The sequence below is a fragment of the Micromonospora sp. NPDC050187 genome (assembly GCF_044459745.1).
GTDB lineage: Bacteria > Actinomycetota > Actinomycetes > Mycobacteriales > Micromonosporaceae > Micromonospora.
In genome coordinates this window covers 22,100-48,363 of sequence record NZ_JBITJH010000024.1, presented here as the reverse complement: position 1 = coordinate 48,363, position 26,264 = coordinate 22,100, and the positions used below count along the sequence as shown (strand labels likewise).

Annotated in this window: 25 protein-coding genes and 1 pseudogene; 14 read left to right on the top strand and 12 right to left on the bottom strand. The window is 72.6% G+C overall.

Features of this window, described 5'->3' with window-relative positions:
- The first annotated feature begins 1 nt into the window (after window position 1).
- The 3 genes from ACIBJE_RS27255 (at window position 2) to ACIBJE_RS27245 (ending at window position 4,427) form a co-directional block, all read left to right on the top strand.
- Complete coding sequence (locus ACIBJE_RS27255; RefSeq protein ID WP_396753125.1) at window positions 2-1,111, top strand: SPFH domain-containing protein; 1,110 nt, start codon at window positions 2-4, stop codon at window positions 1,109-1,111.
- A gap of 206 nt (window positions 1,112-1,317) precedes the next feature.
- Window positions 1,318-2,100, top strand: a complete 783-nt coding sequence (locus tag ACIBJE_RS27250) for a hypothetical protein (RefSeq protein ID WP_396753124.1) — start codon at window positions 1,318-1,320, stop codon at window positions 2,098-2,100.
- Window positions 2,101-2,243: 143 nt separating this feature from the next.
- Entirely contained in the window at window positions 2,244-4,427 is a 2,184-nt protein-coding gene (locus tag ACIBJE_RS27245) for a transglycosylase domain-containing protein (protein WP_396753123.1), read from the top strand.
- A 156-nt stretch (window positions 4,428-4,583) separates the two neighbouring features.
- Here ACIBJE_RS27245 and ACIBJE_RS27240 read toward each other — a convergent pair.
- Window positions 4,584-4,754 (bottom strand): annotated as a pseudogene (locus tag ACIBJE_RS27240) (XRE family transcriptional regulator); the annotation flags it as partial.
- Between ACIBJE_RS27240 and ACIBJE_RS27235 the strand changes: the two are divergent.
- A complete protein-coding gene (locus tag ACIBJE_RS27235; RefSeq protein WP_396753122.1) occupies window positions 4,736-5,284 on the top strand; it encodes a helix-turn-helix domain-containing protein in 549 nt (182 codons plus the stop codon). The pseudogene ACIBJE_RS27240 and the gene ACIBJE_RS27235 overlap by 19 nt on opposite strands.
- A 7-nt stretch (window positions 5,285-5,291) precedes the next feature.
- On the opposite strand, the gene ACIBJE_RS27230 is transcribed toward ACIBJE_RS27235, so the two are convergent.
- From ACIBJE_RS27230 to ACIBJE_RS27200, 7 genes are read right to left on the bottom strand one after another with little or no spacing between them, the layout of a single operon-like run.
- A complete protein-coding gene (locus ACIBJE_RS27230) occupies window positions 5,292-5,915 on the bottom strand; it encodes a bifunctional 4-hydroxy-2-oxoglutarate aldolase/2-dehydro-3-deoxy-phosphogluconate aldolase (RefSeq protein WP_396753121.1) in 624 nt (207 codons plus the stop codon).
- 10 nt (window positions 5,916-5,925) lie between these two features.
- Complete coding sequence (locus tag ACIBJE_RS27225) at window positions 5,926-7,245, bottom strand: L-fuculokinase (RefSeq protein WP_396753120.1); 1,320 nt, start codon at window positions 7,243-7,245, stop codon at window positions 5,926-5,928.
- Window positions 7,242-8,213 carry a 1-phosphofructokinase family hexose kinase gene (locus ACIBJE_RS27220; protein WP_396753119.1) on the bottom strand — a complete coding sequence of 324 codons (972 nt, stop codon included), beginning with the start codon at window positions 8,211-8,213 and terminating at the stop codon, window positions 7,242-7,244. The genes ACIBJE_RS27225 and ACIBJE_RS27220 overlap by 4 nt, the downstream gene beginning before the upstream one ends.
- Before the next feature lie 5 nt (window positions 8,214-8,218).
- Complete coding sequence (locus tag ACIBJE_RS27215; protein ID WP_396753118.1) at window positions 8,219-9,205, bottom strand: sugar phosphate isomerase/epimerase family protein; 987 nt, start codon at window positions 9,203-9,205, stop codon at window positions 8,219-8,221.
- Between the two features lie 29 nt (window positions 9,206-9,234).
- The gene (locus ACIBJE_RS27210; RefSeq protein ID WP_396753117.1) at window positions 9,235-10,266 is read right to left on the bottom strand and encodes an ABC transporter permease; all 1,032 of its coding nucleotides are present in this window, start codon (window positions 10,264-10,266) and stop codon (window positions 9,235-9,237) included.
- Entirely contained in the window at window positions 10,263-11,816 is a 1,554-nt protein-coding gene (locus ACIBJE_RS27205; protein ID WP_396753116.1) for a sugar ABC transporter ATP-binding protein, read from the bottom strand. The genes ACIBJE_RS27210 and ACIBJE_RS27205 overlap by 4 nt, the downstream gene beginning before the upstream one ends.
- A 19-nt stretch (window positions 11,817-11,835) precedes the next feature.
- A complete protein-coding gene (locus tag ACIBJE_RS27200; protein ID WP_396753115.1) occupies window positions 11,836-12,900 on the bottom strand; it encodes a sugar ABC transporter substrate-binding protein in 1,065 nt (354 codons plus the stop codon).
- 405 nt (window positions 12,901-13,305) lie between these two features.
- Between ACIBJE_RS27200 and ACIBJE_RS27195 the strand changes: the two genes are divergently transcribed.
- From ACIBJE_RS27195 to ACIBJE_RS27155, 9 genes are read left to right on the top strand one after another with little or no spacing between them, the layout of a single operon-like run.
- Window positions 13,306-13,887, top strand: a complete 582-nt coding sequence (locus ACIBJE_RS27195; protein ID WP_396753114.1) for a glucose-6-phosphate isomerase family protein — start codon at window positions 13,306-13,308, stop codon at window positions 13,885-13,887.
- The gene (deoC, locus tag ACIBJE_RS27190; protein ID WP_396753113.1) at window positions 13,874-14,557 is read left to right on the top strand and encodes a deoxyribose-phosphate aldolase; all 684 of its coding nucleotides are present in this window, start codon (window positions 13,874-13,876) and stop codon (window positions 14,555-14,557) included. The genes ACIBJE_RS27195 and deoC overlap by 14 nt, the downstream gene beginning before the upstream one ends.
- Window positions 14,554-15,492 (top strand): hypothetical protein, encoded by a 939-nt coding sequence (locus ACIBJE_RS27185; protein ID WP_396753112.1) that lies wholly within the window; start codon window positions 14,554-14,556, stop codon window positions 15,490-15,492. Before deoC ends, ACIBJE_RS27185 begins: the two co-directional genes overlap by 4 nt.
- The gene (locus ACIBJE_RS27180; RefSeq protein ID WP_396753111.1) at window positions 15,489-16,295 is read left to right on the top strand and encodes an MBL fold metallo-hydrolase; all 807 of its coding nucleotides are present in this window, start codon (window positions 15,489-15,491) and stop codon (window positions 16,293-16,295) included. Before ACIBJE_RS27185 ends, ACIBJE_RS27180 begins: the two co-directional genes overlap by 4 nt.
- The gene (locus ACIBJE_RS27175; protein WP_088983124.1) at window positions 16,292-17,179 is read left to right on the top strand and encodes a MurR/RpiR family transcriptional regulator; all 888 of its coding nucleotides are present in this window, start codon (window positions 16,292-16,294) and stop codon (window positions 17,177-17,179) included. Before ACIBJE_RS27180 ends, ACIBJE_RS27175 begins: the two co-directional genes overlap by 4 nt.
- Window positions 17,176-18,693, top strand: coding sequence for an FGGY-family carbohydrate kinase (locus tag ACIBJE_RS27170; protein ID WP_396753110.1), 1,518 nt, complete (start codon window positions 17,176-17,178; stop codon window positions 18,691-18,693). The genes ACIBJE_RS27175 and ACIBJE_RS27170 overlap by 4 nt, the downstream gene beginning before the upstream one ends.
- 8 nt (window positions 18,694-18,701) lie before the next feature.
- Window positions 18,702-19,556: a ketose-bisphosphate aldolase gene (locus ACIBJE_RS27165; protein WP_396753109.1), complete on the top strand. Its 855-nt coding sequence runs from the start codon at window positions 18,702-18,704 to the stop codon at window positions 19,554-19,556.
- A complete protein-coding gene (locus tag ACIBJE_RS27160) occupies window positions 19,553-20,488 on the top strand; it encodes an NAD(P)-dependent oxidoreductase (RefSeq protein ID WP_396753107.1) in 936 nt (311 codons plus the stop codon). The genes ACIBJE_RS27165 and ACIBJE_RS27160 overlap by 4 nt, the downstream gene beginning before the upstream one ends.
- Window positions 20,489-20,541: 53 nt before the next feature.
- A complete protein-coding gene (locus ACIBJE_RS27155) occupies window positions 20,542-21,081 on the top strand; it encodes a hypothetical protein (protein WP_396753105.1) in 540 nt (179 codons plus the stop codon).
- Window positions 21,082-21,212: 131 nt separating this feature from the next.
- Here ACIBJE_RS27155 and ACIBJE_RS27150 read toward each other — a convergent pair whose 3' ends face one another.
- Window positions 21,213-22,421 carry a glycosyltransferase gene (locus tag ACIBJE_RS27150; protein WP_396753103.1) on the bottom strand — a complete coding sequence of 403 codons (1,209 nt, stop codon included), beginning with the start codon at window positions 22,419-22,421 and terminating at the stop codon, window positions 21,213-21,215.
- A gap of 435 nt (window positions 22,422-22,856) precedes the next feature.
- Here ACIBJE_RS27150 and ACIBJE_RS27145 point away from each other — a divergent pair, with 435 nt between their 5' ends.
- Window positions 22,857-24,068 carry an esterase/lipase family protein gene (locus tag ACIBJE_RS27145; protein ID WP_396753102.1) on the top strand — a complete coding sequence of 404 codons (1,212 nt, stop codon included), beginning with the start codon at window positions 22,857-22,859 and terminating at the stop codon, window positions 24,066-24,068.
- A gap of 63 nt (window positions 24,069-24,131) precedes the next feature.
- On the opposite strand, the gene ACIBJE_RS27140 is transcribed toward ACIBJE_RS27145, so the two are convergent.
- From ACIBJE_RS27140 to ACIBJE_RS27130, 3 genes are read right to left on the bottom strand one after another with little or no spacing between them, the layout of a single operon-like run.
- On the bottom strand, window positions 24,132-24,941 hold the full coding sequence (locus tag ACIBJE_RS27140; protein ID WP_396753100.1) for an SRPBCC domain-containing protein: 810 nt from the start codon (window positions 24,939-24,941) through the stop codon (window positions 24,132-24,134).
- A complete protein-coding gene (locus ACIBJE_RS27135; protein ID WP_396753098.1) occupies window positions 24,934-25,566 on the bottom strand; it encodes an ArsR/SmtB family transcription factor in 633 nt (210 codons plus the stop codon). The genes ACIBJE_RS27140 and ACIBJE_RS27135 overlap by 8 nt, the downstream gene beginning before the upstream one ends.
- 59 nt (window positions 25,567-25,625) lie before the next feature.
- A complete protein-coding gene (locus ACIBJE_RS27130; protein WP_396753096.1) occupies window positions 25,626-26,264 on the bottom strand; it encodes a class I SAM-dependent DNA methyltransferase in 639 nt (212 codons plus the stop codon).

Sequence of the window (26,264 nt, the reverse complement as noted above, 5' to 3'; positions counted from 1 at the left end):
TATGGAACTGGTGATCGCGGTACTGCTTGTCGCCATGGCCCTGATCGGGGTGGTGGCGCTGGCCAAGGCGGTACGGATCGTGCCGCAGCAGCGCCAGGACGTGGTGGAGCGGTTCGGTCGCTACCGGCGCACGCTGAACCCGGGGCTGAACCTGCTCGTGCCGTTCGTCGACGCGGTCCGCACCAAGGTCGACCTGCGTGAGCAGGTGGTCAGCTTCCCGCCGCAGCCGGTGATCACCTCGGACAACCTGGTCGTCTCGATCGACACGGTGCTCTACTTCAAGGTGATCGACTCGGTCCGGGCCACCTACGAGATCTCGAACTTCCTCCAGGCGATCGAGCAGCTCACCGTGACCACGCTGCGGAACGTGATCGGCTCGCTGGACCTGGAGCGGGCGTTGACCAGCCGGGAGGAGATCAACCGGCACCTCTCCGGCGTGCTGGACGAGACCACCGGCCGCTGGGGCATCAAGGTCACCCGGGTGGAGATCAAGGCCATCGAGCCGCCGGCCAGCATCCGTGACTCGATGGAGAAGCAGATGCGCGCCGAGCGGGACCGCCGCGCCGCGATCCTCACCGCCGAGGGGCACAAGCAGTCGCAGATCCTCACCGCCGAGGGTGAGAAGCAGTCCGCGGTGCTGCGGGCCGACGGTGACCGGCAGGCCCGGATCCTCCAGGCCGAGGGCCAGGCGAAGGCCATCCGTACCGTCTTCGACGCGATCCACCAGGCCAACCCGAGCCAGAAGGTGCTCGCCTACCAGTACCTCCAGGCCCTCCCGCAGATCGCCAACGGCACCGCCAACAAGGTCTGGATCGTGCCGGCCGAGCTGACCAAGGCCCTGGAGGGCATGGGTGGCGCGCTCGGCGGGCTGAGCCAGATGGTCGGCGACGCCCCGACGCCGCAGGCCTCGTCCGGGGCGAGCGACGTGGAGCGGGAGGCCGCCGAGGCCGCGCAGGCCGCCGCTGCCGCCGCCCAGAAGATCCACGACGAGGTACGCGTCGCCGAGGCGCAGGTCACCGGCGGCAACGGTCCGCAGGGGCTGCCCGCGCCGGAGCCGGTCTCTCCGCAGAGCTTGCTCCAGGACCCGGCCGACCAGCGCGAACGGGGCTGACCAGGGCGAACGGCACCGACCCCGGGACCGGGGCAAAAAGCGAATAGCACTCATGCGGCGCTCCGGTGCCTGCCACGATCGGTGTTGAGGACCGATGGTGACCAGGTGCCGGGGCGCCGTACGCGTCTGCGGCCACCGGGCCGGTCCGCCTCGCCGACCGCGCGGTCGGTGGGCCCGACCGGCCCCGGAGCAGAGCGAGGTGACGCATGAACGATCCGACGAGACCGGTCCGTTCCCGCGCGGAGGTGCCCGGGGCGCACGACCCGACGGGGCCCCTCGGCTCCCGTCGTACCGGAGGTGGGTTCGGGGTGCTGCCCTTCGTCGTCGAGCCCACTCCGGGCGGCCCGGCCACGAACGCCACCTGGGCCTGGTCGATGCGCCGGCTGGCCCGCGCCTCGGTGTGGCTGCTGCCGGCGTACGCGATCCTCTACGGCACGGTGGCCCTGGCCAGTGACGGCGGCGTCGGCAACGACCCGTACCCCGCCGACGGTCGGCCGCTCTACCTGGTCGGCTGGGTCGGGGCGGTCTGGATCGGCCTGCTCGCCCTGCTGGCGCTGGCCGGACTGCTGGTGACCACCCGCAGTCGCCGCAGCGCCGCGACGGGGCTGCTGGTCAGCCTCGCCGGTACGGTGCTGATGCTGCCGTTCGCCGGGCTCACCGAGCAGACCCCGGTGTTCGGCACCACCGCCCGGAGCCTGGTCCTGATCGGGGCGACCTGCTACAGCGTCGGTTGGGCGCTCACCGGCTGGGCGGTCGCCCGCTCCGGGGTGTTCAGCATCGGCGACGGCGTCATGCTGATCATCGCCGCGCCCCTGCTCGGCCTCGGCGGTGCCCTGTTCGGCTCGTTGCAGACCTTCGGCGCGGTGTTCGCCCTGGTCGCCGGGATCGGCATCGCCTACCGCGCCGGCCGGCTGGTGCCGAAGCAGATCGTCCGGGACGCCGCCGCCGCGAGTCTCGCCACCCCCACGCCACCGGCCGGCTCCCGATGAGCGGGGAACCATCGGGACGAACCGGACACCGTGTCCCATCGCATCCCAGACGCTCGACCGGGGACCGGCGGGCCGCCGTGAGTTTCCTGGCAACCCGCAGCAGGAGGTGGGCGATGTTCGGAAAACCGCGTCAACCTGGGGAAATGCGTTCCCGATCGCTGGTGGGCCGCCTGGCCACCGTGGTGCTCTGCGGTGTCCTCGCCGGTCTCGTCCTGGCCGCCGCCGTGTTCCCCGGCAACCTGTTGTTCGGCCTGGCCATGAAGTCGGCCAGCGACGTCTGGGGCGGCCTGCCACAGGAGCTACGGACCCCGGCCCCCGCCCAGCGCACCATCGTCTACGCGGCCGACGGGCGGACGCCGATCACCAGCTTCTACGACGTCAACCGCCGCGACGTGCCGCTGGCCGAGATCGCACCGTTCGTACGACAGGCGGTGGTGGCCGCCGAGGACCGGCGCTTCTACTCCCACGGCGGGGTGGACCTGCGCGGACTGGCCCGCGCCCTGGTCAGCAACGCCAAGGAGGGCACGACGCAGGGCGCCTCCACGCTGACCATGCAGTACGTCCGTAACGTGCTCAAGAGCGACCCGGAGCGCACCGCCGAGGAGCGGGAGAGCGCGACCGAGGTGAGCGTCGGACGCAAGCTCCAGGAGATCCGGTACGCGGCCGCGTTGGAGCAGACCCTCGACAAGGACGAGATCCTCACCCGCTACCTCAACATCGCGTACTTCGGCTCCGGGGCGTACGGCATCGCGGCGGCCAGCGAGCGGTACTTCAGCGTGACCCCGGCGGAGCTGACCCTCGCCCAGGCAGCCCTGCTGGCCGGGCTGGTGCAGTCGCCGAACGAGTACAGCCCGATCGACGGCGACCGGGACGCGGCCCTGGTCCGCCGCTCGTACGTGCTCGACTCGATGGTGGTCACCGGCGCGATCACCGCCGCGCAGGCGGACCGGGCCCGCGCCGAGGAGCTGACGCTCGACCCGACCGAGCAGCCCAACGGCTGCACCGCCCTCTCCGGCGACCACGCCGACTGGGGCTTCTTCTGCGACTACCTACGCAGCTGGTGGCTGGAGCAGCCGGCCTTTGGCAGCACGGTCGCCGAACGCGAGCAGGCCCTTGACCGGGGCGGGTACACCATCGTGACCTCGTTGGACCCGGCGGTGCAGGCGAGCGCGTTGCGGCAGTCGCTGGCGGTCTTCGACTCCGACGAGTCCCGGGCGCTGCCGATCGCCGCCGTCGAGCCGGGCACCGGCCGGGTGCTGGCGATGGCCGTCAACCGGAACTACAGTCTCGCCGCCAACCCCGACGGGCAGGACAACCGCCCGAACACGGTCAACCAGCTCGTGGCCGGCGGCGGGGCCATCGACGGCTATCAGGCCGGGTCGACGTTCAAGCTGTTCACCATGCTCGCGGCCCTGGAGTCGGGGATGCCCCTGGACACGGAGTACTACGCGCCGACCCGGCTGGTCACCCGCCACCCCGCCGAGAACACGACGGCGGTCTGCGGTGACCGGTGGTGCCCGGCCAACGCCGACCCGGCCAGCATGAACGGCTACCGGACCATGTGGGACGGCTTCGGCCGCTCGGTGAACACCTACTTCGTCCGCCTCTCCGAGGAGGTCGGACCGGCCAAGGTGGTCGAGATGGCGCAGCGGCTCGGCATCCGGTTCCGCTCGGACCTCGACGAGAACCTGGCCCGCACCGAGGCCGGCGACTGGGGGGCCTTCACCCTCGGCGTGTCGGCCACCACCCCGTTGGACCTGGCCAACGCCTACGCCACGGTGGCCGCCGAGGGCACGTACTGCGAGCCGTTGCCGGTGCTCTCGATCGCCGGGCCGGACGGCACGAAGCTCCCGGTCGGCGACCCGTCCTGCCGGCAGGTGCTCGACGCCGACGTGGCGCGGGCGGCCACCGACGCGGCCCGCTGCCCGGTCGGCCAGGACCCCGCGTACGGCCGGTGCACCGGCGGCACCGCCACCGCCGCCGACCGGATCGTCGGCGGTCGCCCGCTGGCCGGCAAGTCCGGCACCTCGGACCAGGACGCCACGAAGTCGTTCGTCGCGTACACCCCGCAGGTCGCCGTCGCCGGCATCGCGGCCAACCCCGACGACCCCACCGACCGGGTGGGCATCTCGGCGCAGTCCGGCGTGGTGGCGGCGGTGGCCCGGGTGGTCGACACCGCAACCGACGGCAAGCCGGAGGTGGACTTCACCCCGCCGAGCCGGGAACTCGCCCTCGGCGACGATCCCGACCGCCGTACCCCACCCACCGGGTCCGACGCCGACCTCGACCTCCGGGACTGGTTCGACCGGCTCCGTACGCCTCGCTGAGCGGAGTTCCGCGTGGCTGGAGACCGATACTGGTGAGGTGACGGACGAGCAGGTGACGCTGACCCGGTGGACCATCCATGGTGAGCGGATTGTGGACGACAGTCGCCGGGCCAGGCTAACGGGCGGCTCGGGCCGAGCGCAGCCGCGTGGTCAGCGCCACTGCGGGTCGCTGCTGCGGTCGGCCCGGTCGAGGATCCGTTCGGCCCGATGGAGCACGGCGGTGCACGCCTTCTCGTCGTGAGCACTCGCGTGGGCGTGTGCCTGCATGACGAACGCCTCGGCGGTCAGCACGGCGAGACCGGCGCGGTGTGCGGTCTGCCCGGCTGAGAGACGCCCGGGATCTCACCCGTTTCACGCAGTGGCGGGTGCGGCGGCGGATGTCGCAGCAGGTGTTCGCCGACCGGATCGGCAAGTCCAAGAGCTGGGTCGAGAAGGTCGAGCGGGGCGTCCGTGCTCTCGACAGGTTCTCGGTCATCGAGGACATCGCCAGCGTCCTCCGCGTCGATCCGGTGGTGCTGCTCGGCCGCGACGCCCTGCCCCCGGCGGTCGCCGCCGACGTGAAGGGCGTGGAGGGCATGTGGGCTGCCCTCGCGCTCCACAACGTCCCCCGCGCCGGCCAGTATGCCCAGCCGGCACCATCACCTGCCGAGCTGGGCCGCAGCGTGGAGCATGCCTGGCTGACCTACCAGCACGCCCGTTACCCGCAACTGCTGCGGATGCTGGTCGCGGCAAACCACATCGCGCCCGCCGAAATCCGGTCCCGCCCGGTCGCCCGTACCGTGGTGGCGGAGTTGGTGCGCGGCGGACCGGTGCCGGCCGACGTTGCGCGCCTGGCGACGACGATCGGCGTGGTCTGAGGACGGGTCAGCGGGCGACGGCGGCGACGCTGGTGCGGACCAGCTCCGCGACGTGGGCGAACTCGCCGGCCGCGATGGCCTTGCGGGGCACCATCCAGCTGCCGCCCACGGCGAGCACCGACGACAGCCGCAGGTAGTCGGCGGCCGAGTCGGCGTCGATGCCGCCGGTGGGGACGAAGCGGACCTGCGGGAACGGCGCGGAGAGCGCGGCGACCGCCGGGGCCCCGCCGGAGGTGCCGGCCGGGAAGAACTTGAGCACGTCGACGCCGGCGTCGAGGGCGGTCATCACCTCGGTCGCGGTGCTCGCGCCGGGCAGCACGAAGATGCCGTGCTCCTGGCAGCGGCGGACCACGCCCGCGCTGAACCCGGGGGAGACGACGAACCGCGCGCCGGCCCGGACCGCCTGGTCGACCTGGTCGACGGTGGTGACGGTGCCCGCGCCGACGGTGACGCCGCCGTGGGCGGCCATCCGGGCGATCGCCTCGGCCGCCGCCGGGGTGCGGAAGGTGACCTCGGCGACCGGCAGGCCGCCGGTGGCCAGCGCGTCGGCGAGGGGCTCGGCGTGCGCGGCGTCGTCGAGGACGACGACCGGGACGAGGCGGTTCGTGCGCAGCAGCTCAGTCGGTTCCATCGTCGTCTCCTCAGGATCGGGTGCTGGTCAGGTGCACCGGGACGTCGGCCCGGCCGGTGACACCGTATTGGGCGAGGACGGCGACGCCGAGGACGGTCGCCTCGGGCTCGTCCACGAACCGGAGCCGGCGCTCGGTGGCGTCCTGCCGCAGTCGACGCCAGGTGGGCCAGCCGGCGGCCACGCCCGCGACGGTGACGTCGGCGATGTCGACGCCGCCGAGCCGGCCCAGCCGGACGGTGGTCGCCTCGGCCTCGACCGCGAGCCCCTTGAGCAGGCTGGCCAGCACGTGCGCCCGGGTGACGTCCATCGGCAGCACGGCGAGACGGAGGCTACGCAGTCCGGCGTCGATGGTGGCCGGGTCGACCTGCTCGACGGCCTGCTCCAGTTCCGCCCACATCGTCGCGTCGGGGACTCCGGAGTAGAGCATGTCGTGCCAGGCCTGGTAGTACCGGCCGGACGGGGTCGCGCGGTGCACGAACCGCAGGCCGCCGGCCACGAAGATCCCGGTGTCCAGTCCGGCGTCGACCACGTCGGGCAGGGCGTCGACCAGCAGCACCTGCGCCTCGGAGGTGCCGGCCGACACGTAGACGTCCCCGGCGGCGCGGACGCCGGTGCCGAAGGCGCCGCACATGTGGTCGTGGCCGCCGGCCACCACCGGCACCCCGGCCGGCAGCACGCCGTCGCCCGAGGTGCGGCCCACGACGGTGGCGCTGTCGACCAGGTCGGGCAGGGCCAGCGTGGTCAGGCCGAGGTCGGGCAGGGCGTCGGTATGCAGCACGCCGGCCCGGACGTCGAGCAGCCCGGTGCGGGAGGCGTGCGAGACGTTGAGGAACACCGGGGCCGCACGGTCGGCGAGCAGGTCCCGGGCGACGAAGTCGGCGAGTGAGGTGAAGGTGCGCGCCGCCGCCAGGTCGTCGGGCAGGTGCTCGGCCAGCCAGCGCAGTTTGAACACCGAGAAGGTGTCGTCCGTGTCGGCCCAGTCGCTGCCCTCGCCGAGGGCCGCCCTGGCCTGCTGGCCGTGGCCGGCGAACCAGGCGAGCACCGGCGCGGTGACGGTGCCGTCGGCGGCGAGCAGCACGACCTCCTCGCCGACCGACCCGACCCCGATCCCGGCCAGGTCGTCGGGGCGTACCGCCGGATCGGCCAGCAGTTGCGTCAGCAGGTCACCGACGGCCGCCGCGAGTCGGGTGGCGTCCCGACGGCCGCCCCACGGATCGGGGTCGACGACGGTGGGGGCGTGCCGGAGCGCGACCAGCCGGCCGGCGTCGGCGTCGTAGCAGCCGACCTTCGTCCGCGTGGTGCCGATGTCGACGCCGATGAACTGGCTCATCGGGCGCCCGCCTCCCGGCTCACCGTGACCTCGTGCCGGAGCCGCTCGACCAGCGCCGGGTCGACGTCGGGTTCCAGGGACGCGGCGTTGGCGGCCCCCATCGCCGAGGCCAGGACCAGGGCCGACGCCGGGTCGTCGCCCCGACCGAGGGCGACCGCGAGGCCGGCGAGGAAGGAGTCGCCGGAGCCGGTCGCGTTGACCGTCTCCACGCGCGGGGTGTCCACCGCCAGGTCGTCGCCGCTGTCGACCCAGACCGCCCCGTCGACGCCGAGGGTGACCACGAAGGTGACCCCGGTGGCCGCGTGCAGGTCGCGTACGGCGGCCGTGGTCGCGGCCCGGTCCGGCAGCGGGCGGCCCAGCACGCCGGAGAGTTCCTCGGCGTTGGGTTTGACCACCAGTCGACCGACGGGCCGGGTGGCGCGGGCGTCCTCGACGACCCGGGCGAGGGGCTCGCCGTGGGCGTCGACGATGGCCGTCGCGCCCCGGTCGAGCGCCAGCCGGGCGACCCGGGCGTGCAGGTCGGCGGCGCTGCCCGGCGGCAGGCTGCCGGTGGCGACCACGACGTCGCCCGGGGAGACCGTCTCCGCCAGGCCGGCGAGCAGCCGGTCCTGGTCGGCGGCGGTGACCTCGGGGCCGCGTTCGTTGAGCACCGTCGACCGGCCGGTGGCCCGGTCGATGACGACCGGGGTCACCCGGGTCTCCCCGGCGATCCCGACGTGCCGGTCGTGCACGCCGAGGTCGCCGCACCCGTCGCGGATCACCTGGCCGGTGGCACCGCCGACGAAGCCGTGGGCGGTGACCGTGGCCCCGAGGCGACGGGCGCCCCGGCACACGATCAGGCCCTTGCCGCCGGGGAGGCTGCGCACCTCCGCCACCCGGTTGACCTCGAACGGCCGGAACCGTTCCACCACCTGGAGCCGGTCGACGGCCGGGTTGGGGCAGACCACGTGCAGCGTGAACGCCGGCATCGTCACTACTCGGAGTCGATCTGGTAGAGGGCGTACAGCTCCTCGTCGCTCGCGCCGAGCACCTCGTCCTCGCGCTCGCGGAACGTGCGCACGGTGTCCCGGACCAGCTCGTCGAGGCGCTCCGGCTGCGGCGGCAGGTTCATCGCGGCGTACGGGTTGCCGCCGGCCCCGAGGGGCTCGGCCGAGCAGTAGTTGTCGCCCCGCTGGTAGCCGACCGCGTACAGCGCCATGATCACCACGTCCAGGTCGAGCAGGCCGTGTCCGAGGGCACGCCGGTTGGTGTCCGCCAGGTGCAGGTTGATCATACGGTCGCCGTGGTCGAGGAGCGTGGCGCCGATGTGCAGCTCCCCGCTGAGCATGTGGTAGAGATCCCCGTTGATGTGTGCGATGGCGGGGTGGTCCACCAGGTCGAGCAGGCGCAGCGCCTCGGCGAAGGTGTGCACCACGCTGGTCTCCTCGGGCCGGATCGGCTCCACCGCGCCCCGGATGCCGGCGGCGGCGAAGTCGTCGGCCACCAGGCGCATGGTCTGGGCGGACCGCTCCAGCTCGTAGGAGTCGAACGCCGTGGGCCGGCCGACCGAACCCGCGCCGAAGAGCAGGTACGAGCCGCCCACCGCGGCGGTGAACTCGGCCTGGCGGCGGAAGTACTCGATGGCGCGGGCCCGGACGTGCGGCAGGTTGTGCGCGAACTCCTGGTTCGGGGTGACCATGCCGCAGACCCCGGAGACGGTGATGCCGTGGTCGCCGAGCACCCGGAGGGTCTCGTCCGGCCGGTAGCCGAGGTCGGGGGAGTAGAGGTTGCCGTGCAGTTCGATGTACCGCACGTCGTTCTCTTCCAGGCGGGCCGCCGTGGCCGCCAGGTCCTCGGTGCCGAAGCCCCAGTTGCTCCAGCCGAACTTCAACCGCGGCTCGGTCGCGGTGTGGCCCCGGCGGGCCTCGACGAAGGCACGGACGACACGCTGGTCGTGCTGGCGGAAGGGTTGCGGTTTCATGGTCGCGGGTCCTTTCCCGGAAACGGAGGTCACGCCTTCCGGCGGACGAGCTGCTGACGGAGCTTGCGCGGGTGCAGGTGGTGCAGGTTGCCCTGGCGCCACTGGTCGAAGATCGCCGCCAGGACGATGACCAGACCGATGCTGAGCTGCTGGAGGAAGGGCGAGAGCGCCAGCAGGATGAACGCGTTACGCAGTACGCCCAGCAGACAGGCGCCCAGGAACGCGCCGATGATCGAGCCCCGGCCGCCGGAGAGGCTGGCGCCGCCGATGACGGCCGCCGCGATGACGTCCAGTTCGTAGCCCAGGCCCGCCTGGGCCTCGGCCACGCCGACCTGGGTGGAGAAGACGATCCCGGCGACGCCGGCGAGGGTGCCGATCAGGACGAAGGTGAGCACCCGGGTCCACGCGACCGGGATACCACCGGTGCGGGCGGCGGCGTCGTTGTCACCGATGGCGGTCACCCGCAGGCCGAAGACGGTACGGGTGAGCAGCAGCTGACCGAGCAGCACCAGCACCAGGAAGATGATGACGCTGACCGGGATGCCGCCGAAGACCCGGCCCTGGCCGATGAAGGACAGCTCGCTCGGCATGGTCTGCGGCAGGCCGCCGGTGATCAGCTGGGTCAGGCCCCGCGCGATGGAGAGCATGCCGAGGGTGACGATGAACGAGCTGACCCGGCCGAGCACGACCACGGAGCCGACAGCGAAACCGCACAGCGCGCCGACGCCGATGCCGACGGCCGCGGCCACCCACGGGTTGGCCCCGCTGCCGTACACCGAGCCGGCGGTGACCGCCGAGAGCGCCAGCACCGAGCCGACCGACAGGTCGATCTCCTTGGCGATCAGGACGAATGTCTGCCCGACGGCGATGATGCCGACCACGACCACCGTCTGGAGGACGTTGTACAGGTTGTCCTTACGCAGGAAGTTCTCGTTGGCGAGGCTGACCGCCAGGGCCAGCACGACGATGACGCCGAACAGTCCGGTTTCCTGGCGCTTGACCAGCGACAGGGCGCTGTCCTTCCAGGAGCGCTCCTGCCGCTTGGCGAGAGTGGCACTCATGTCGTTCCTTCGGTCGCGCCCATGGCCGCGGCGACGATGGGCTGGGGTCCGGCGTTGTTCGGGGCATCGAGGGTGACGCGTCCGTTGCGAACGACCACCACGCGGTCGGCCAGCTCGACGACCTCTTCGAGTTCGGACGAGATGAACCAGACCGCCAGGCCCTCCTCGTGGGCCAGCGCACGCAGCGTCGCGTAGATCTCCGCCTTGGTGCCGACGTCGACGCCGCGCGTCGGCTCGTCGAGGATCAGCACCTTCGGTTTGGCCGCGAGGGCCCGCGCGAGCAGCACCTTCTGCTGGTTACCGCCGGAGAGCGAGGTGATGAGCGCCTCGCTGGAGGCAGCCTTCACGCCGAAGCGTTCGGTCAGCTCGCGCGCCTTGGCGTTGGTCCGGCGGGGGGAGACCCAGCCGAGCCGACCGAGGCTCGACAGCACCCGGACGGTCAGGTTGTAGCCGACGCTCTGGGCGTGGAAGACCTCGGTGCGGCGTTCCTCCGCCACGTAGGCGAGACCGAGTCGCTGGGCCCGGCCGGGTCCGGAGATCCGCACCGGCCGGCCGGCGACGCTGATGCCGCCCCGGGTCGGGGTACGCAGCCCGATCACCGCCTCGGCGATCTCGGTACGGCCCGCTCCGACCAGCCCGGACATGCCGACGATCTCGCCCCGGCGCACCGTGAAGCTGACGTCGGTGAAACCGTCACCGGTCAGGCCCTCCAGTTCCAGCGCCACCTCGGCCCCGGCGATCGTGTCGGCCCGGTCGGCGGCGACCTCCGCCACGACCGCCCGCTTGCGTTCGCCGGCCATCAGGGCGACGGCGCGCTGCTGGTGGATCTCGTCGGGCGGCCCGGCGGCGACGAACGTGCCGTCGCGCAGCACGATCACGTTGTCGACGATCGAGTAGACCTCGGCCAGCCGGTGACTGACCAGGACCACCGCGACACCCTCGTCGCGCAGCCGGGCCATCACCGCGAAGAGCCGCTCGGACTCCTCGTGGGTGAGGCTGGAGTTGGGCTCGTCGAGGAAGAGCACCCTGGGCTGGCGGGAGAGCGCCCGGACGATGTCGACCATCTGCCGGGAGGCCGCCGACAGGTCGCGGCAGAGCGTCGACGGGTCGGGCAGGTAGCTGGTCATCCCGAGCCGGTCGAGCAGCTCGCGGGCCCGCTGGACGTTCGCTCCACGGCGGGCGACCGCGTACCCGGGGCGCTCCCCGAGGTCGTAGAGGAACAGGTTGTCGGCGATGGTCAGCTCGCTGATCAGCAGCGGTTCCTGGTTGACCACGACGACCCCGGCGGCGATCGCCTCCAGCGGGTTGCCGAAGGAGACCTCCCGGCCGTCGAGGACGAGCCGGCCGGTGTCCGGCTGCATCTGGCCGGAGCAGAGGCGGATGAGGGTGGACTTGCCGGCGCCGTTCTCGCCGAGCAGGCCGGTGACCTGGCCGGCCGGGAACTCCAGCGACACGTCGCGGAGCGCCCGGACGGCGCCGAAGGACTTGGTCAGGCCGACGGCCGCGAGGGCCGCCGACCTGACACCGTCCGCATGGGGTGTCGGTTCCATGAGGGGATGGCTCTCCCGATCAGGACGCGCCCGGGGTGCCGAGCGGCAGGGTCGAGGGGTCGTGCTCGGCGAGGTTGTCCTTGGTGACGAAGGGGGCGACCGCCTCCTGCTTCACCTCGGCCGGCTGGTCACCGGTGACCGCCGCGTTGAACAGCTCGATCGCGGTGTTGTAGCCCTGGCCGAAGGCGTCCTGGCCGATCACGCCGTACATCGAGCCGTTCTTGATGGCCTCGATGTTCTCGGTGGTGATGTCGTACCCGATCACCTTCACGGCGTCCTGCTTGTTGGCCGCGGCCACGGCCTGGGCCGCGCCGAACGGGCCACCGGCGGTGGCGTAGATGCCGACCAGGTCGGGGCTGGACTGGAGGAAGTTCTGCGCGGCCGAGAAGGTGTTGGACGCGGAGTCCTTGGCCTCGACGCCCTGGTTGACCGGGGTCAGCTTCGAGCCCTTGAGCCCGTCGACGAAGCCCTGCCGGCGCTGCTCGGAGCCGGGCGCGGTGAACTGGCTGACGATGATGCCGACCTTGCCGGCCTTGTCACCGGCGGCCTTGATCATCTCCTGGGCCGCGGTCTGGCCGGCCTTGTACTGCTCCTGGGCGTAGTTGATGGTGCCGCCCGAGGTTCCCACGCAGTCGAAGAGCGTGTTGTAGGCGCCCATCTTGATGCCCTTGGCGGAGAGGGTCTTGATGTCGGCGCAGTTGCCCTCGCCGGCGATGAAGAATCCGACGCCCTTGTAGCCCTGCGCGTCGGCGGCGCGGATCGCGCTGGAGACCGTCTGGACGTCGATGTTGTCGCCCGCGACGATCCAGTCGACCTTGCCCTTCTTGTCGCCCAGCACCCGGTCGGCGTAGTCGGCGCCGGACTTCACCGAGACCCAGTAGGGGTTGTTGGCGAAGCCGATCATCGCGATCTTGACCTCGGAGTCCGGGGCCTGGTCGGTGGGCGTGGGACGCCCGGCGATCGGGTCGGCCGGCTCGCCGTTGCCCGCCTCGTCCCCGCCACCGCACGCCGCTACGGCCAGGGTGACGGTCAGCAGTGCGGCGACGCTACGGGCGAGCGCCTTGCCGCGTGTCCGGTGGGACATCTGTTCCTCCAGGGGTGGTGGGCGGGGGCGTCCCCCGTCTGTGCGAGGAACCGGAGGGCCTTCGACGGACACCGTGACGTACGTCCTGGTGATCGAGGCGTAGGCCCGCTCGGTTGGGAGCAACACTACATTCGGCCCATCGCATGTCAACGGCAGGTTTCCTGATCGTTAGGTTCGTGAGCTGGAGTTTGGTAGCTCAACTACATCACCGAGTCCCTTTTGATAGGATATTCCGTTATTGCTGGGCCGGCTGGTTCGGTAACCGGGGAAATTCGGGGTCGTTCCACTACAAACGGCTCGACGAGGTGATGCGGCGGGGTGACAGCGTCTTGTAACTTTGCTACAAAGTGAGCCGGCAGGTGGGGACCGTACCGGGGTCCGTGCCGACGGAGCAGGAGGAACACGGTGACCACACCGCAGCAGGGACCGGCCCTGGTCGTCACGCCGGAGGGGATGACCGGACGCACCGGTCGCTACGAGAAGAAGCTGGCCGACCTCACCGGGTTGTTCACCGACACCGGGGCGTTCGACGCGCGCCTCGCGACCGAGTCCGACCGGGTGATCTACCACGTCGACGAGTTCCGTCCCTCGGGTGACGCGGGTGACCTGATCACCGGGATCTCCACTCTGTCGCCAGGCCGGGTCGGCACCGAGTTCCACATGACCCGGGGACACATCCACGCCCAGCAGGACCGCACCGAGATCTACCACTGCCTGTCCGGCCACGGACTGATGCTGATGGAGACCCTCGACGGTCAGACCGTGGTGACCGAGATGCGCCCCGGCGTCGTCGCGTACGTGCCGCCGGCGCACATCCACCGCAGCGTCAACCTGGGCGACACCGACCTGGTCACGCTCTTCTGCTACCCGGCCGACGCCGGCCAGGACTACGACATCATCGCCCGCTCCGGCGGCATGCGGCACCGGGTCGTCGCCGACGGCGACGGCTGGCGCCTGGAGGAGAACGGCTCCTATGTCCCCCGTTGACCTGAGCGGCCACGCGCTGGCCCGCATGATCGACATCAGTGCCGTCCAGGCCCAGCACGGCCGCGCGGACGTCGAGGCGCTGGCCCGCCACGCCCTCGCCGGCGACTTCGTCGCCGCGCACGTCCTGCCGTCCTGGGTGCCCGTGCTGCGCCCGCTGCTCGACGGGTCGCATACCAACACCGGATCCCCGGTCGGCTTCCCCTCCGGTGGCTCGGCCACCCCGGTCAAGGTGACCGAGGCCCGCTGGCTCCTTGACGCGGGCGTCCAGGAGATGGACGTGGTGATGAACGTCGGGCTGGTCCGCTCCGGCGACCTCGCCGCGGCCACCCGCGACGTCGCCGCCGTGCTGGCGGCCGTCGACGGCCGGGTACCCGTCAAGGTCATCCTCGAGGTGGGCCTGCTCGACGCCGCCCAGCTGCGTGACGCGGCCCGGGTGGCGGTCGACGCCGGTGCCGCCTCCCTCAAGACCGGCACCGGCTGGCAGGGCGTGCCCACCACACCCGAACACGTCCGGGCGATCCGCGAGATCGCCGGCGGTGAGCGGGAGATCAAGGCGTCCGGCGGCATCCGGTCGCTGGCCCAGCTCCACGCCCTGCTCGACGCCGGGGCGACCCGGTTCGGCATCAACACCGCGTACGCCGTCCAACTGGTTGCGGAGGCGACCCCGTGACCCCCGACGACCTGCGGCCGGCCACCCGGCCGACGATGTACTTCATCGGCGTCAGCACCACGTCGTCGGCGATCCACCGGGTCTTCGCGGCCTGGCGTCCCCTCCTCGGCCTGGACGGGGTCGACCTCGTCGGCATCGACGTGCCGGTCGGCGCGGAGCCCGAGGTCTACCGGAAGGTCGTCGCGCACCTGCGCGACGACGAGCACTCCCGTGGCGCGCTGGTGACCACGCACAAGCTCGACCTCTACGCGGCCAGCCGTGACCTGCTGCGGCAGGTCAACGACGACGCTGCCCGGCTGGCCGAGACCAGCGCGCTGGTGGCCCGGGACGGCTGGATCGACGGCCTCGCCTTGGACACCGTCACCAGCCAGATGGCCCTGCGGTCCATCGTGCCGGGCATGGCCGGCCGGGACGTGCTGGTCATGGGGGCCGGCGGAGCCGCCCTCGCCCTCTGCGACTACTTCGCCCACCGGGCCGGCGACGACGCCCCCGCCCGGGTGACCGTCACCGACATCGCCGACCAGCGGCTCGCCGCCATCAGCGCCGACGTCGCCACCGGCGACCCCGGGATCACCTGGCGGACCCACCGCCTCGCCCCCGGCGACGTGCACGACGACCTGCTCGCCGACCTCGCCCCGGGCGCGCTGGTGGTCAACGCCACCGGCATGGGCAAGGACCGGCCCGGTTCCCCGCTCAGCGACGACGCCACCTTCCCGCACGGCGGGTACGCCTGGGAGTTCAACTACCGGGGGGAACTCGGCTTCCTGCGCCAGGCCCGGAACCGGGCCGAGGCCGACGCGCTCACCGTCTCCGACGGCTGGCGCTACTTCGTGCACGGCTGGACCCGGGCCATCGACGCCGTCTTCGACCTCGACATCCCCACCGAGGGACCGGACTTCGAGCGGCTCTACGACGCGGCGCAGGAGCTCCGGTGACGGTGCGGGCGCGTTGGCTCGGGCAGGCCGGGTTCTGGCTCACCGCCACCGGCCCCGACGGCGACGCGCACCTGCTCGTCGACCCGTACCTGTCGGACTCGCTGGCCCACAAGTACGCCGGCACGACGTTTCCGCACGTCCGGATGCTCCCCGCCCCGGTCACCCCGACGGGCCTGCCGCCGCTGCGCGCGGTGCTCTGCTCGCACGCGCACACCGACCACATGGACCCGGACACCCTCGTCCCGCTGATGGCCGCCCAGCCGGACCTCCGGCTGGCCTGCCCCCGCGCGGTCCTCGACGAGGCGCTGCGCCGCTCCCGCGTGCCCCGGGCCCGGATCGACGCCCTCGCCGACGGCGACCGCATCGACTACGGGCCCTTCACGGTCACGGCGGTGCCGGCCGCCCACGAGGAACGCGTCCGGGACGGCAACGGCGACGACCACTTCCTCGGCTACGTCGTCGAGGCCGGCGGTGTCCGCGTCTACCACTCCGGCGACTGCGCCCCGTGGGACGGCCAGGCCGAGCGGCTCGCCGACCTGGCCGTCGACGTGGCGCTGCTGCCGGTCAACGGACGCGACGCGCACCGTCTCGCCCACGGGGTACCCGGCAACTTCGACTTCGCCGAGGCCGTGGAGCTCTGCGTGCGCGCCGGAATCGACACCCTGGTGCCACATCATTGGGGCATGTTTGACTTCAACACCGTCGATCCGGCCTCCTTCGACCTCGATGCCGCCGCCCGGCGGGGCGTCACGGTCCGCGTCCCCCGCCACGACGGCACCCTCGCCCTGGCGGTCGCCCGATGAACGCCGGGACCGTGCTGGAACGCATCAACAAGGGCCTGGAGACGCTGCGCCGCTCCGAGCGCAAGGTCGCCGACGCGGTGCTCGCCGACCCGCACGGGACGGTCCGGATGACGCTGGCCGAACTCGCCGAGACGGTCGGGGTCAGCCAGCCGACCATCGTCCGGTTCGCCAACGCGATCGGCTGCGACGGATTCCACGACTTCCGCATCCAGTTGGCGCAGAGCGTCGCGCTCGGCATCCCGGCCACCCAGTCGGTGATCGAGGCCCAGGACGACACGGCCACCACGGTCAGCAAGGTCTTCGACTTCTCGATCACCTCGCTCGACCACGTACGACGCCACCTCGACCTGACCGCCCTCGACCGGGCGGTGGCGGCCATCGTCGCCGCCAGCCGGGTCGTCTTCATCGGGCTCGGCGCCTCGGGCATCGTGGCGATGGACGCGGAACAGAAGTTCCCCCTGCTGGGGGTGCCCTGCTCGGCGCCGATCGACACGCACCAGCAGTTCCTCGCCGCCTCCACCAGCACCCCGTCGACGGTCCTGGTGGCCATCTCGAACACCGGTCGCACCGCCTCGATCCTGGACACCGTGCGGGTCGCCCGGGACCGGGGGGCGACCGTCGTCGGGATCACCGGCGGGCTGTCCCCGCTGGCGGAGCTGAGCGACATCGCCCTGATCGTGGAGTCCCTCGACAACACCGACGTCTACACCCCGACGATCTCGCGACTCGCCCAGCTCGTGGTCGTCGACACCATCGCCACGATGACCCTGCTCCGCCGGGGCGAGTCGGCGCTCGGGGACGTCCGCGACATGAAGACCCTGCTGGCGCAGATGCGCTCCGGACTGCCGTACCAGGGCGTGCCGGAGCGGAGGGAGCTGGCATGAGCGACGTCGTGCTCGCCGTCGACCTGGGCACCGGAGGCTGTAAGGCCGCGCTCGTCGACCCGGCCGCCCGGGTCGTCGCCACCACCTTCGCCGCCTACCCCACGACCTATCCGGCACCGGGACGGCACGAACAGCGCCCGGCGGACTGGTGGGCCGCGGTCGTCCGCTCGTCGCGGGAACTGCTGGCCGCCGACGCCGGCCGGCACCGCGTCGTCGCGGTCGGGCTGTCCGGCCACAGCCTGGCGATGGTGCCGGTCGACGCGGACGGCACGTCGCTGCTGGACACGGTGCCGATCTGGTCCGACACCCGGGGGGAGGACGCCGCGGCGGCGTACTTCGCCGACGCCGACGAGACCGACTGGTACGCCCGCACCGGCAACGGCTTCCCGCGCGGCATGTACACCGTTTTCAAGGTCGCCTGGCTGCGCGCCGCCCACCCGGACGTCGCCGCCCGGACCACGCGGATCCTCGGCAGCAAGGACTGGGTCAACGCCCGGCTCACCGGGGTGCAGCGCACCGACCCGAGCTACGCCTCGGGCAGCGGCGCCTACGACCTCGCCAGCCGCCGGATGCTGCCCGACGTGCTGGCCGCCCTCGGGCTGCCCGCCGACTGGTGGCCTCCGGTCGTGCCGTCCACCGGGGTGGTCGGCCGGCTCACTTCGGACGCCGCGACCGCCACCGGCCTGCCCGCCGGGGTGCCCGTCGTGGCCGGCGGGGTCGACAACTCGTGCATGGCGCTCGGCGCGGGCCTGGACCGCCCTGGCGAGGCGTACCTCTCGCTGGGCTCCTCGAACTGGGTCACGGTGGCCGGGACCGACCCGGTGCTCGACCCGGTGGGCCGGCCGTACGTCTTCGACCACGTCCTGCCGGGCCTGTACGTCTCGGCCCTGTCGACCTTCGGCGGCGGCAGCAGCCTGACCTGGCTGGCCGCCCTGCTCGGCCGGGACGACGACCTCGACGCCCTGCTCGACGAGGCCGCCGCCGTGCCGGTGGGCGCGGACGGACTGACCTGCGTGCCCACCCTCGCCGGGGGCACCGTCGCCGAGGGCGGGCCGGGCGTGCGGGGGGCCTACCTGGGCCTGGACCTCGGGCACACGCACGGCCACCTGGCCCGCGCCCTGGTCGAGGGCATCGGCTTCAGCCTGGCCGACGCCGCGCGCACGATGCTCGCCGGGACACCGGTCGACCGGGAAGTCACCGCCACCGGCGGCGGCGCCCGGGGCCGACTGATGCTCCAGGTGCTCGCCGACCTGCTCGGCCGCCCGGTCAGCCGTCCGGACGACGCGCAGCACGGCGCCGCGCTCGGCGCCGCGGCCCTCGCGTTGCTCGGCACCGGCACCTGGACGGACACCGCGCCCCTGCGGTCGGCCCGACGCGCGGCGCTGCGCGTCGACCCCCGGCCTGACCTCGCCGCCGCCTACGCGCAGCCCCGCGCCCGGTTCGACGCCGCCCGCGCGGCGACCCGGGCGCACGCCGCCGTGCCATCGGCCGGCCACCACCGAACACCGACATAGGAGAAGTCATGCCGCTCGCCGACCCGCGTCCCATCCTCGCCGCCGCCCGCAGCGCGCGACACGGCGTCGGGGCCTTCAACGCGACCCTGCTGGAGCACGCCGAGGCGCTGGTCAGCGGCGCGGAGGCGGCCCGCGCGCCGCTGGTGTTGCAGATCAGCGAGAACGCGGTCCGCTACCACGGGAGCCTGCGGCCCCTCGCCCTGGCCGCGCGCGCGCTCGCCGAGGCGGCGACGGTCCCGGTGGCGCTGCACCTCGACCACGCCGAGGACGTCGACCTCGTCCACGAGGCGGTGGACCTCGGGTTCACCTCGGTCATGTACGACGGCTCCCGACTGCCCGACGACGAGAACCGGGCGGTGACCCGCCAGGTCGTCGCGCACTGCCACGCCCACGACGTTGCGGTGGAGGCGGAACTCGGCGAGGTCGGCGGCAAGGACGGTGTCCACGCCCCGGGCGTGCGGACCGACCCCGCCGAGGCCCGCCGGTTCTGCGAGGAGACCGGCGTCGACGCGCTCGCCGTCGCGGTCGGCACCTCGCACGCGATGGCCTCCCGCGACGCGGTGGTCGACCTGGACCTGGTCGCCGCGATCGCCGAGGTCGTGCCGGTGCCCCTGGTGCTGCACGGCTCCTCCGGGGTGGACGACGGGACCCTGCGGGCCGTGGTGGCCCGGGGGATGACGAAGGTCAACATCGCCACCCACCTCAACAAGGTGTTCACCGGCGTGGTGCGTGACCGGCTCGCCGCCGACCCGAAGCTGCTCGACGCGCGCAAGTACGTCGCCCCGGCCCGCGACGCCATGGCGAAGGAGGTCGAGCGCCTGATCACGCTGCTCGGCCCGACGACACCGGAGGTGCGGTCGTGACCACGCCCCGGATCCTGGTCACCCCCCGGTCGATGTCGGCCCCGGACTCGCCCGCCGTGCGGCGGTTGCGGGCGGCCGGCTTCACCGTCGTCACCCCCACCCCGGGCCGGCAGCCGACCGGCGCGGACCTCGCCGCCACTGTTCCGGGCGTCGTCGGCTGGATCGCCGGGGTCGAGCCGATCGGCGCGGACGTCCTGGCCCGTGCCGACGCGCTGAAGGTGATCAGTCGCAACGGCGCCGGCCGCGACGCCATCGACGCCATCGCGGCGGACGCGGCCGGTGTCCAGGTGCTCACCGCCCGGGGCGCCAACGCGCAGGGCGTCGCCGAACTCGCCCTCGCGCTCGCCCTCATGGGCCTGCGCGGACTGCCCGAGGCCAGCGCCGCCCTCCGCGCCGGCCAGTGGCGGCGCGGCACCGGGCGGGAGGCCGCCGGACGTACCCTCGGCGTGGTCGGGTTCGGGGCGATCGGTCGGCGGCTCGCCCAGTTGGCACACGGTCTCGGCATGCGGGTCGTGGCACACGACCCGTACGTCACCGACGGCGGCGACGTGCCGCTGCTGCCACTGGCGGACCTGCTCCGCAGCAGCGAGGTCGTGTCGCTGCACGTCCCGCCGTCACCGGACGGGCCGTTGCTCACCGCCGCCGAACTGGCCCTGCTCCGCGACGACGTGGTCCTGCTCAACACCGCCCGGTCGACCCTCGTCGACGAGGTGGCCCTGCTGGCGCAACTGGAGTCCGGCCGCATCGCGCTGTACTCGGTCGACGCCTTCGACCGCGAGCCGCCGGAGCCGTCGGCCCTGCTCGCCCACCCCCGGGTGGTGCCCACGCCGCACCTGGGCGCCGCGACGGCCGAGAGCGTCCGCCGGGCCTCGGAGGCGGCCGTGGACAACCTGCTCACCGCCCTCGCCACCCTCGGGGTCCGGGGCACGTAGCGCGGAACTGGTGCGGTCCTCCTAGCCTCGACGGCAGGGGAAGGGGGCCGACCATGGGGCGACGCTCGGCGCGCGACGGGTGGCGGGCTGCGGCGTTCCTGCTGGGCGGGCTGCTGGTGACCGTACTCGGTGGCACCGTGCTCGCCGCGGGCACCGGAGCCTTCGGCCTGCGTACCGAGACCTTCACCCGGATCGAGTGTCACTCGGTACGGGTCGAGAAGGGCGGCCGGATCTGGCACTGTCGCGGACAGAGCCCCGCGCAGGTCGCGGCCAGTGCCGAGATGGACCGCCGCGCCACGCTGGCCTGGCTCGCCGCCCACCCGGACGAGCGCCCGGCGCTCGGCCAGGGCCGACAGGTCACCCGGCTCCTCTTCGTCGACCACGACGGACGCACGGATCCGGAGCGGGTCACCGCCACCCACCTACCGGTGCTGGGCGACCGCTGGATCGCCCACTCCGGCTCGGTACGCGCCACCGGCACGCTGCTCACCCTGCTCGGCGTCGGCCTGCTGGCCAACGGCGTCCGGCTGGTCGTGCGCCCCGGCCGGGTCCGCACCGGGACGGGCGGGGGTCGCCCGGCGGGGTGGTCCTGACGGCGGTCAACATGCGGCATCTCGGGCGATCATCCTGCTCGGAGATGCCGAGATGCCGAGATGCCGAGATGCCGAGATGCCGCATGGCGTGCCGGCCTCCCCGCCGTCGGACGGAGGGGGGAAGCGTGGCGCTACGCCATCTCGAGCAACCGCCGGGCTGCGGTCGCGGTGCCGTCCGTGCGGATGCTGCGGGCCACGAGCCGGGCCGCCGCCGTCACGGTGGGGTCCAGGGCCCGATTGAGCGCGGTGCCGAGTGAGTCGACGGTGGGCCCGCCGGACGGGTGCGCGCTGCCGATCCCGAGCCGCTCGACGCGTCGGGCGAAGTAGAACTGGTCGTACACCTGCGGGACGACCACCTGCGGTACGCCGGCCAGGGCAGCGGTGGTGGTGGTGCCCGCGCCACCGTGGTGTACGACTGCGGCGACCCGCGTGAACAGCACCCGCTGGTTGACCTCACCGACCGCCAGACAGTCGGGCTCGTCGTCCACCGGTGACAGCTGCGCCCACCCGCGACCGACGATCACCCGGCGGCCGAGGGAGCGAGCCGCCCCGATTACCGCCCGCGCGACGCCCTCGGGGGCGCGGACGCTGCCGAACCCGACGTGGACCGGCGGTTCGCCGGCGTCGAGGAACGCCTCCACCTCGGACGGGAGCGGCCGGTCGTCCGGCAGGAGCCACGCGCCGGTCTGCACGACGTCCGGCTGCGCGGGACCGGGCCACGGCGCCAGCGTCGGATCGGCCGCCAGCCACGGAGCCCCGGTGAAGAGGTGACTCCGTACGTCCGTGACGGGCGGGAGGCCGAGGGCCTCTCGTCGGGCGTTGAGGGCCGGACCCCACAGGGCGTCCCAACCCCTCGCGTCCTCGGCCCAGAGCGCGCTGTTGTCGACCGTGCCCTCCGCCGGCCCGTGCCCCGGCATCCCCTGGACCGGTGGTGCGTGTTGTGGCGAGGGGAGCGTGACCGGAGCGAACGCGGTGTAGACGTAGCCGATGCCACGTCGCTCGGCTACCGAACGCGCGGCGATCGCCAACGCGCCGCCGGCCACGATGACGTCGCAGCCCTCTGCGGCCGCGCCGACGGCCGTGAACTGGTCCGTGACCGTACCTTCGATCATGTGCCGGCGCTGCTCGGGCGAAGGGACGCCGCCAGCCTTCCGCCGGGCCGTCCCGCGCAGCCGTGGACCGACGGGAACGTAGGTGACGCCCAGCCGTTCCGCCCACGTCTGGAAGTCGGGCGGTGCGCACATCACCACCTGCTGCCCCGACGCGGCCAGGCGGGTTGCCAACGCCACCATCGGCTGGGCTTCTCCCCGGGACCCGATGGTGAACAGAAGAATTCGCATTTTCCCTCCCGTATCCGTCGACCGCACGGCCGACGGGGAGCAATTCTGGACCCGCGGGGCGGTCTTGCGGCAAGGCCCCCCGTCTGCTATATGTTCCAATGGGGCAGAATCGTCTCCCTCGCCGACAGGGACGTCCCACCTCCACTGCCAGGCCGAAAGTTCGGTCGCCAGGCATCCGGTCGGCGCCCCCCGAGGGTGCGGAGCACAATTCCAGAGTCGGTCTCCAACTTCGGCGTGAATGATTGTCGCGGACGGATGACGGAACCTGTACGTGGAAATTCCGCAAGCCCGCTTTCACGCTTTCGGGGGAGTATTGCCACCGGTACTCCTGGTCTATCGTCCCTCGTAATGGTGGAGGTCACCAGTCTCGCAGCCGCCCACGCCCAGACAACTCCGTCTGCGCGGCGGGCGTGCGGATTCGAGAGGGGAAATCGCGTGTCCGAACAGGAGCAGGCGGTGGGCAGGACGTCCCTGGCGGCTCGGGTGGCCGGCGCGCCGGCCGTACCGATCGAGGTGCCGGCGGCGGACGAGGAATGGGACGAGGGAATTCCTCACGGCTTCGCCCGGGTCTATTACGGAGACGGCCCACCCGGGATCCGGCGACCGGTGGTCATGGCTGACGGGTTCAACCTCGGCCGCAGCAACCTGGACTGGCTCTACCAGGGGCTGGACGGTGCCTTCCCGTTGATCACCACGCTTCGGCGACGGGGTCGGACCGTGATCCTCCTCGGGTTCGACGAACGCACCGCACCGATCACGGCCAACGCGCAGGCAGCGATCGCGGTGATCCAGCGGACCATCGCATCCCAGGTCGGCGACGATTCCCTGACCGTCGGCGGGTTCAGCATGGGCGGCCTGATCACCCGGTTCGCGCTCGCCAACATGGAATACGAGAACATCCCGCACCGGACCGGCCTCTACTTCTCCTACGACACCCCGCACCGGGGCGGCCACATCCCAATCGGCATCCAGGCATTCGCCCATTTCATTCCCGGGCCCGCGAACGACTTCGCCACCCAGATGAACAGTCCCGCCGCCAAGGAGATGTTGTGGCGGCACTACGACAGCGAGGACGGCACGATCCGCCAACATCCCGACCGGGAGGATTTCCTTCAGCAACTGCGGGCCGTCGGTTGGTGGCCCATGCGCCCGCGGAAGATCGGTGTCGCCAACGGCTCCGGTGAGGGAATGCCGGTTCCCGTCGAACCGGGCGAGTTCGCGTTGACCATCGACGGGCTGCTCTTTCCCGGCACCAACTTCCGTATCCAGGCGACCGGCGACGACGTCACGGTCGCCGAGTTGGTCCGCACCATCCCGCCCGCCCGCAAGGTCGTTGCCACCGACGGATTCCCGGAGATCGACGGTGCCCCGGGAGGCACTCTGGACTCCTACCGGATCATCGCCGACGCGTTGGAGAAGAACGGCGGCCGGGTCACCCTCCTGAAGCCGACCGTGTGTTTCGTACCCACCGTCAGTGCCGTCGCGATTCGCGATCTCGACGACCAGGACGACCTGTACGCCAAGGTCGACGCGCTCGACCCGAACGAGAGCGAACTCGACGAGTTCCTCTGTTCCTCCATCACCACTCCGCATACCGCGATCACCGAGGAACTCTGCACCTGGATCCTCGACCGCCTACCCGACTGACCCGCTCCGGCGGCCACCGGTGCCGGCGCGTCCCTTCCACGGTCGCGCCGGCACCCCGGGGACCTACCCGGTGGCGGTGTCGGTGAGGCCCTCGGCCCAGGCCGACCACGCCTGCCGTTCACGCTCCCGCACAGTCGGCCCCTGCTCGCCGTAGAGGTACCACCGGACCATGACGGACGACGTTCCGCCGTACCGCATGCTGGCGACCTCGGCGAGGCCGGGCGGTTCGTGCGTGCGGACGGTGACCGACGTGTCGTCGATCTGCTCGACCACGCCGGACAGCGACGGGGCCGGTGCGGAGGTGGCGACCTGGTCGCCGACCTTCCCGGTGCGCAGGCCGGCCGCGTCCACGACGTCCGGGACCTCGACGGATCCCGGCACCTCGTGCTGCACGAGCAGCGTGGTGACCGGCAGCCCGGCGAAGTGGGTGAGGTAGAGCCGCAGGTTGCGCAACGCGGCGGTCCAGCCGTCGAGGGTCTGGTCGACGTCGTCGCGCCACTCGTCGCCGTCGTAAAGGAAACCGCTGGTCAGCCGCACGACGCAGGTGTCGCCGGAGACCGCCTCGACCAGGATCTCGGTGTTCCACGTCCGGGTCCGCTTCTCCGGACCGAGTTCCTCGGGCTCGTCGAAGACGAGGCGGTGCGGCGGATCCCAGGCGGTGATCGTCCCTTCCGAGGCGCCGTAGGAACCGTGGTGCGTGACGATCCGTCCCCCCGGCCCGGGGTCGACCTCGGCGGGGACGAACCAGGTCTCCAGGCCGGGGCCCGTGGCGATCAGCTCCCACACCTGCTCGGGGGTGCCGGGAACGTCGACCTCGGCGACCGCGCGGTAGCGGCCGTCCCCGTCGTCGACGGATGCTCGGATGTCAGCCATGGCTCTGCTCTCTGCTCGGGCCAGCATCCGCTGGCGCGCTCTGCGGAATCGGGTAGGCGCCGACGACCAGGCGGTGCCGTCGTCCGGCCGGACCCTCGACGTGGTGCCGGGCGATCACCGCGGTGACCGCCTCCGCCAGGTCTCGGGCGAAGTCGGCTCTCGCTGCCGGGGTGCTGAACGTGATCTCGGCGTCGAGGGCGAACGTCTCGGCCTGCTGCCCGGTCTCCCGGCACCGGCGCAGCAGGGCACCGACCTCCTGCACGGCCCGGCCGGCGACCGCGACGAGGTAGGCGGCGGAGAGGCGGTCCGGGCGTTCGTCCGGCGACGGGCGCGCGGCGGCTGCTCCGAGCACCTCGGGGGACACGAGGTACGCCTCGGCCGTGGCGACGAGCAGCCGTTCGGTGAGCCCGCCCCAGCGTCGCTCGCCGGCACCGGTCACCAGGCCCTGCGCCTCGAGCTGCCGTGCGTGGTAGTGCACCCGCTGACGCGGCAGGCCGAGCGCCCGGGCCAGCTCGGTCGCCGAGCGGGGCTGGCGGAGCTCGGCGAGCATGCGGGACCGGACCGGATCGAGCGCCACGATCGCCGCGGCCGGAGCCGCGATGACGTCTACAGCTTCGATGGACATGCTCCCACCTTTCCCTTGACAAGAAATCCTGTCAAGGGAAAGGGCAGGCGAGGGCGGTGTCAGTCGGCGGCTGGCCGACGGGCCAGCAGGCACGCCTGCTGGGCGCCCGTCCCCTCGACCAGCCGGGCGGTGACGGTGAACCCGGCCCGCTCCAGCAGGCCGGCGATCCACTCGGGCGGGTGCCGGTAGGACTCGACGGTGACCGGGTGGCCGTAGGCGCCGTCGCGGCGGACGAGTTCGTCGCCGACGTGGAACCCGAGGAGCAGGTGCCCACCGGGAGCGAGGGTGCGGTGGAACTCCGCGACGATCCTCGGGAGGACCTGCGGCGGCGTGTGGACGATCGACCACCAGGCGACGATCCCGCCGAGCCCCGCGTCGGGCAGCGGCAGGTCGGTCATCGATCCGACCTCGAAACGCAGAGCGGGGTGGGAACGGCGGGCGATCGCCACCATCGCCGGCGACAGGTCGATGCCGCTGACCGACAGACCGAGCGCGGAGAGATGCCCGGTGACGTGGCCCGGCCCGCACCCGAGGTCGGCGACCGGGCGTCCGCCGTCGGCCCGGACGAGTTCGGCGAAGGCGGCCAGCATGCCCCGACCGACCGCATCCTCGGCGAAACGGGGCGGAACGAGGTCGTGGTAGCTCTCGGCGACGGTGTCGTACAGCGCGCGGACGTCGTCGAGATGGTGGTCGGTCAT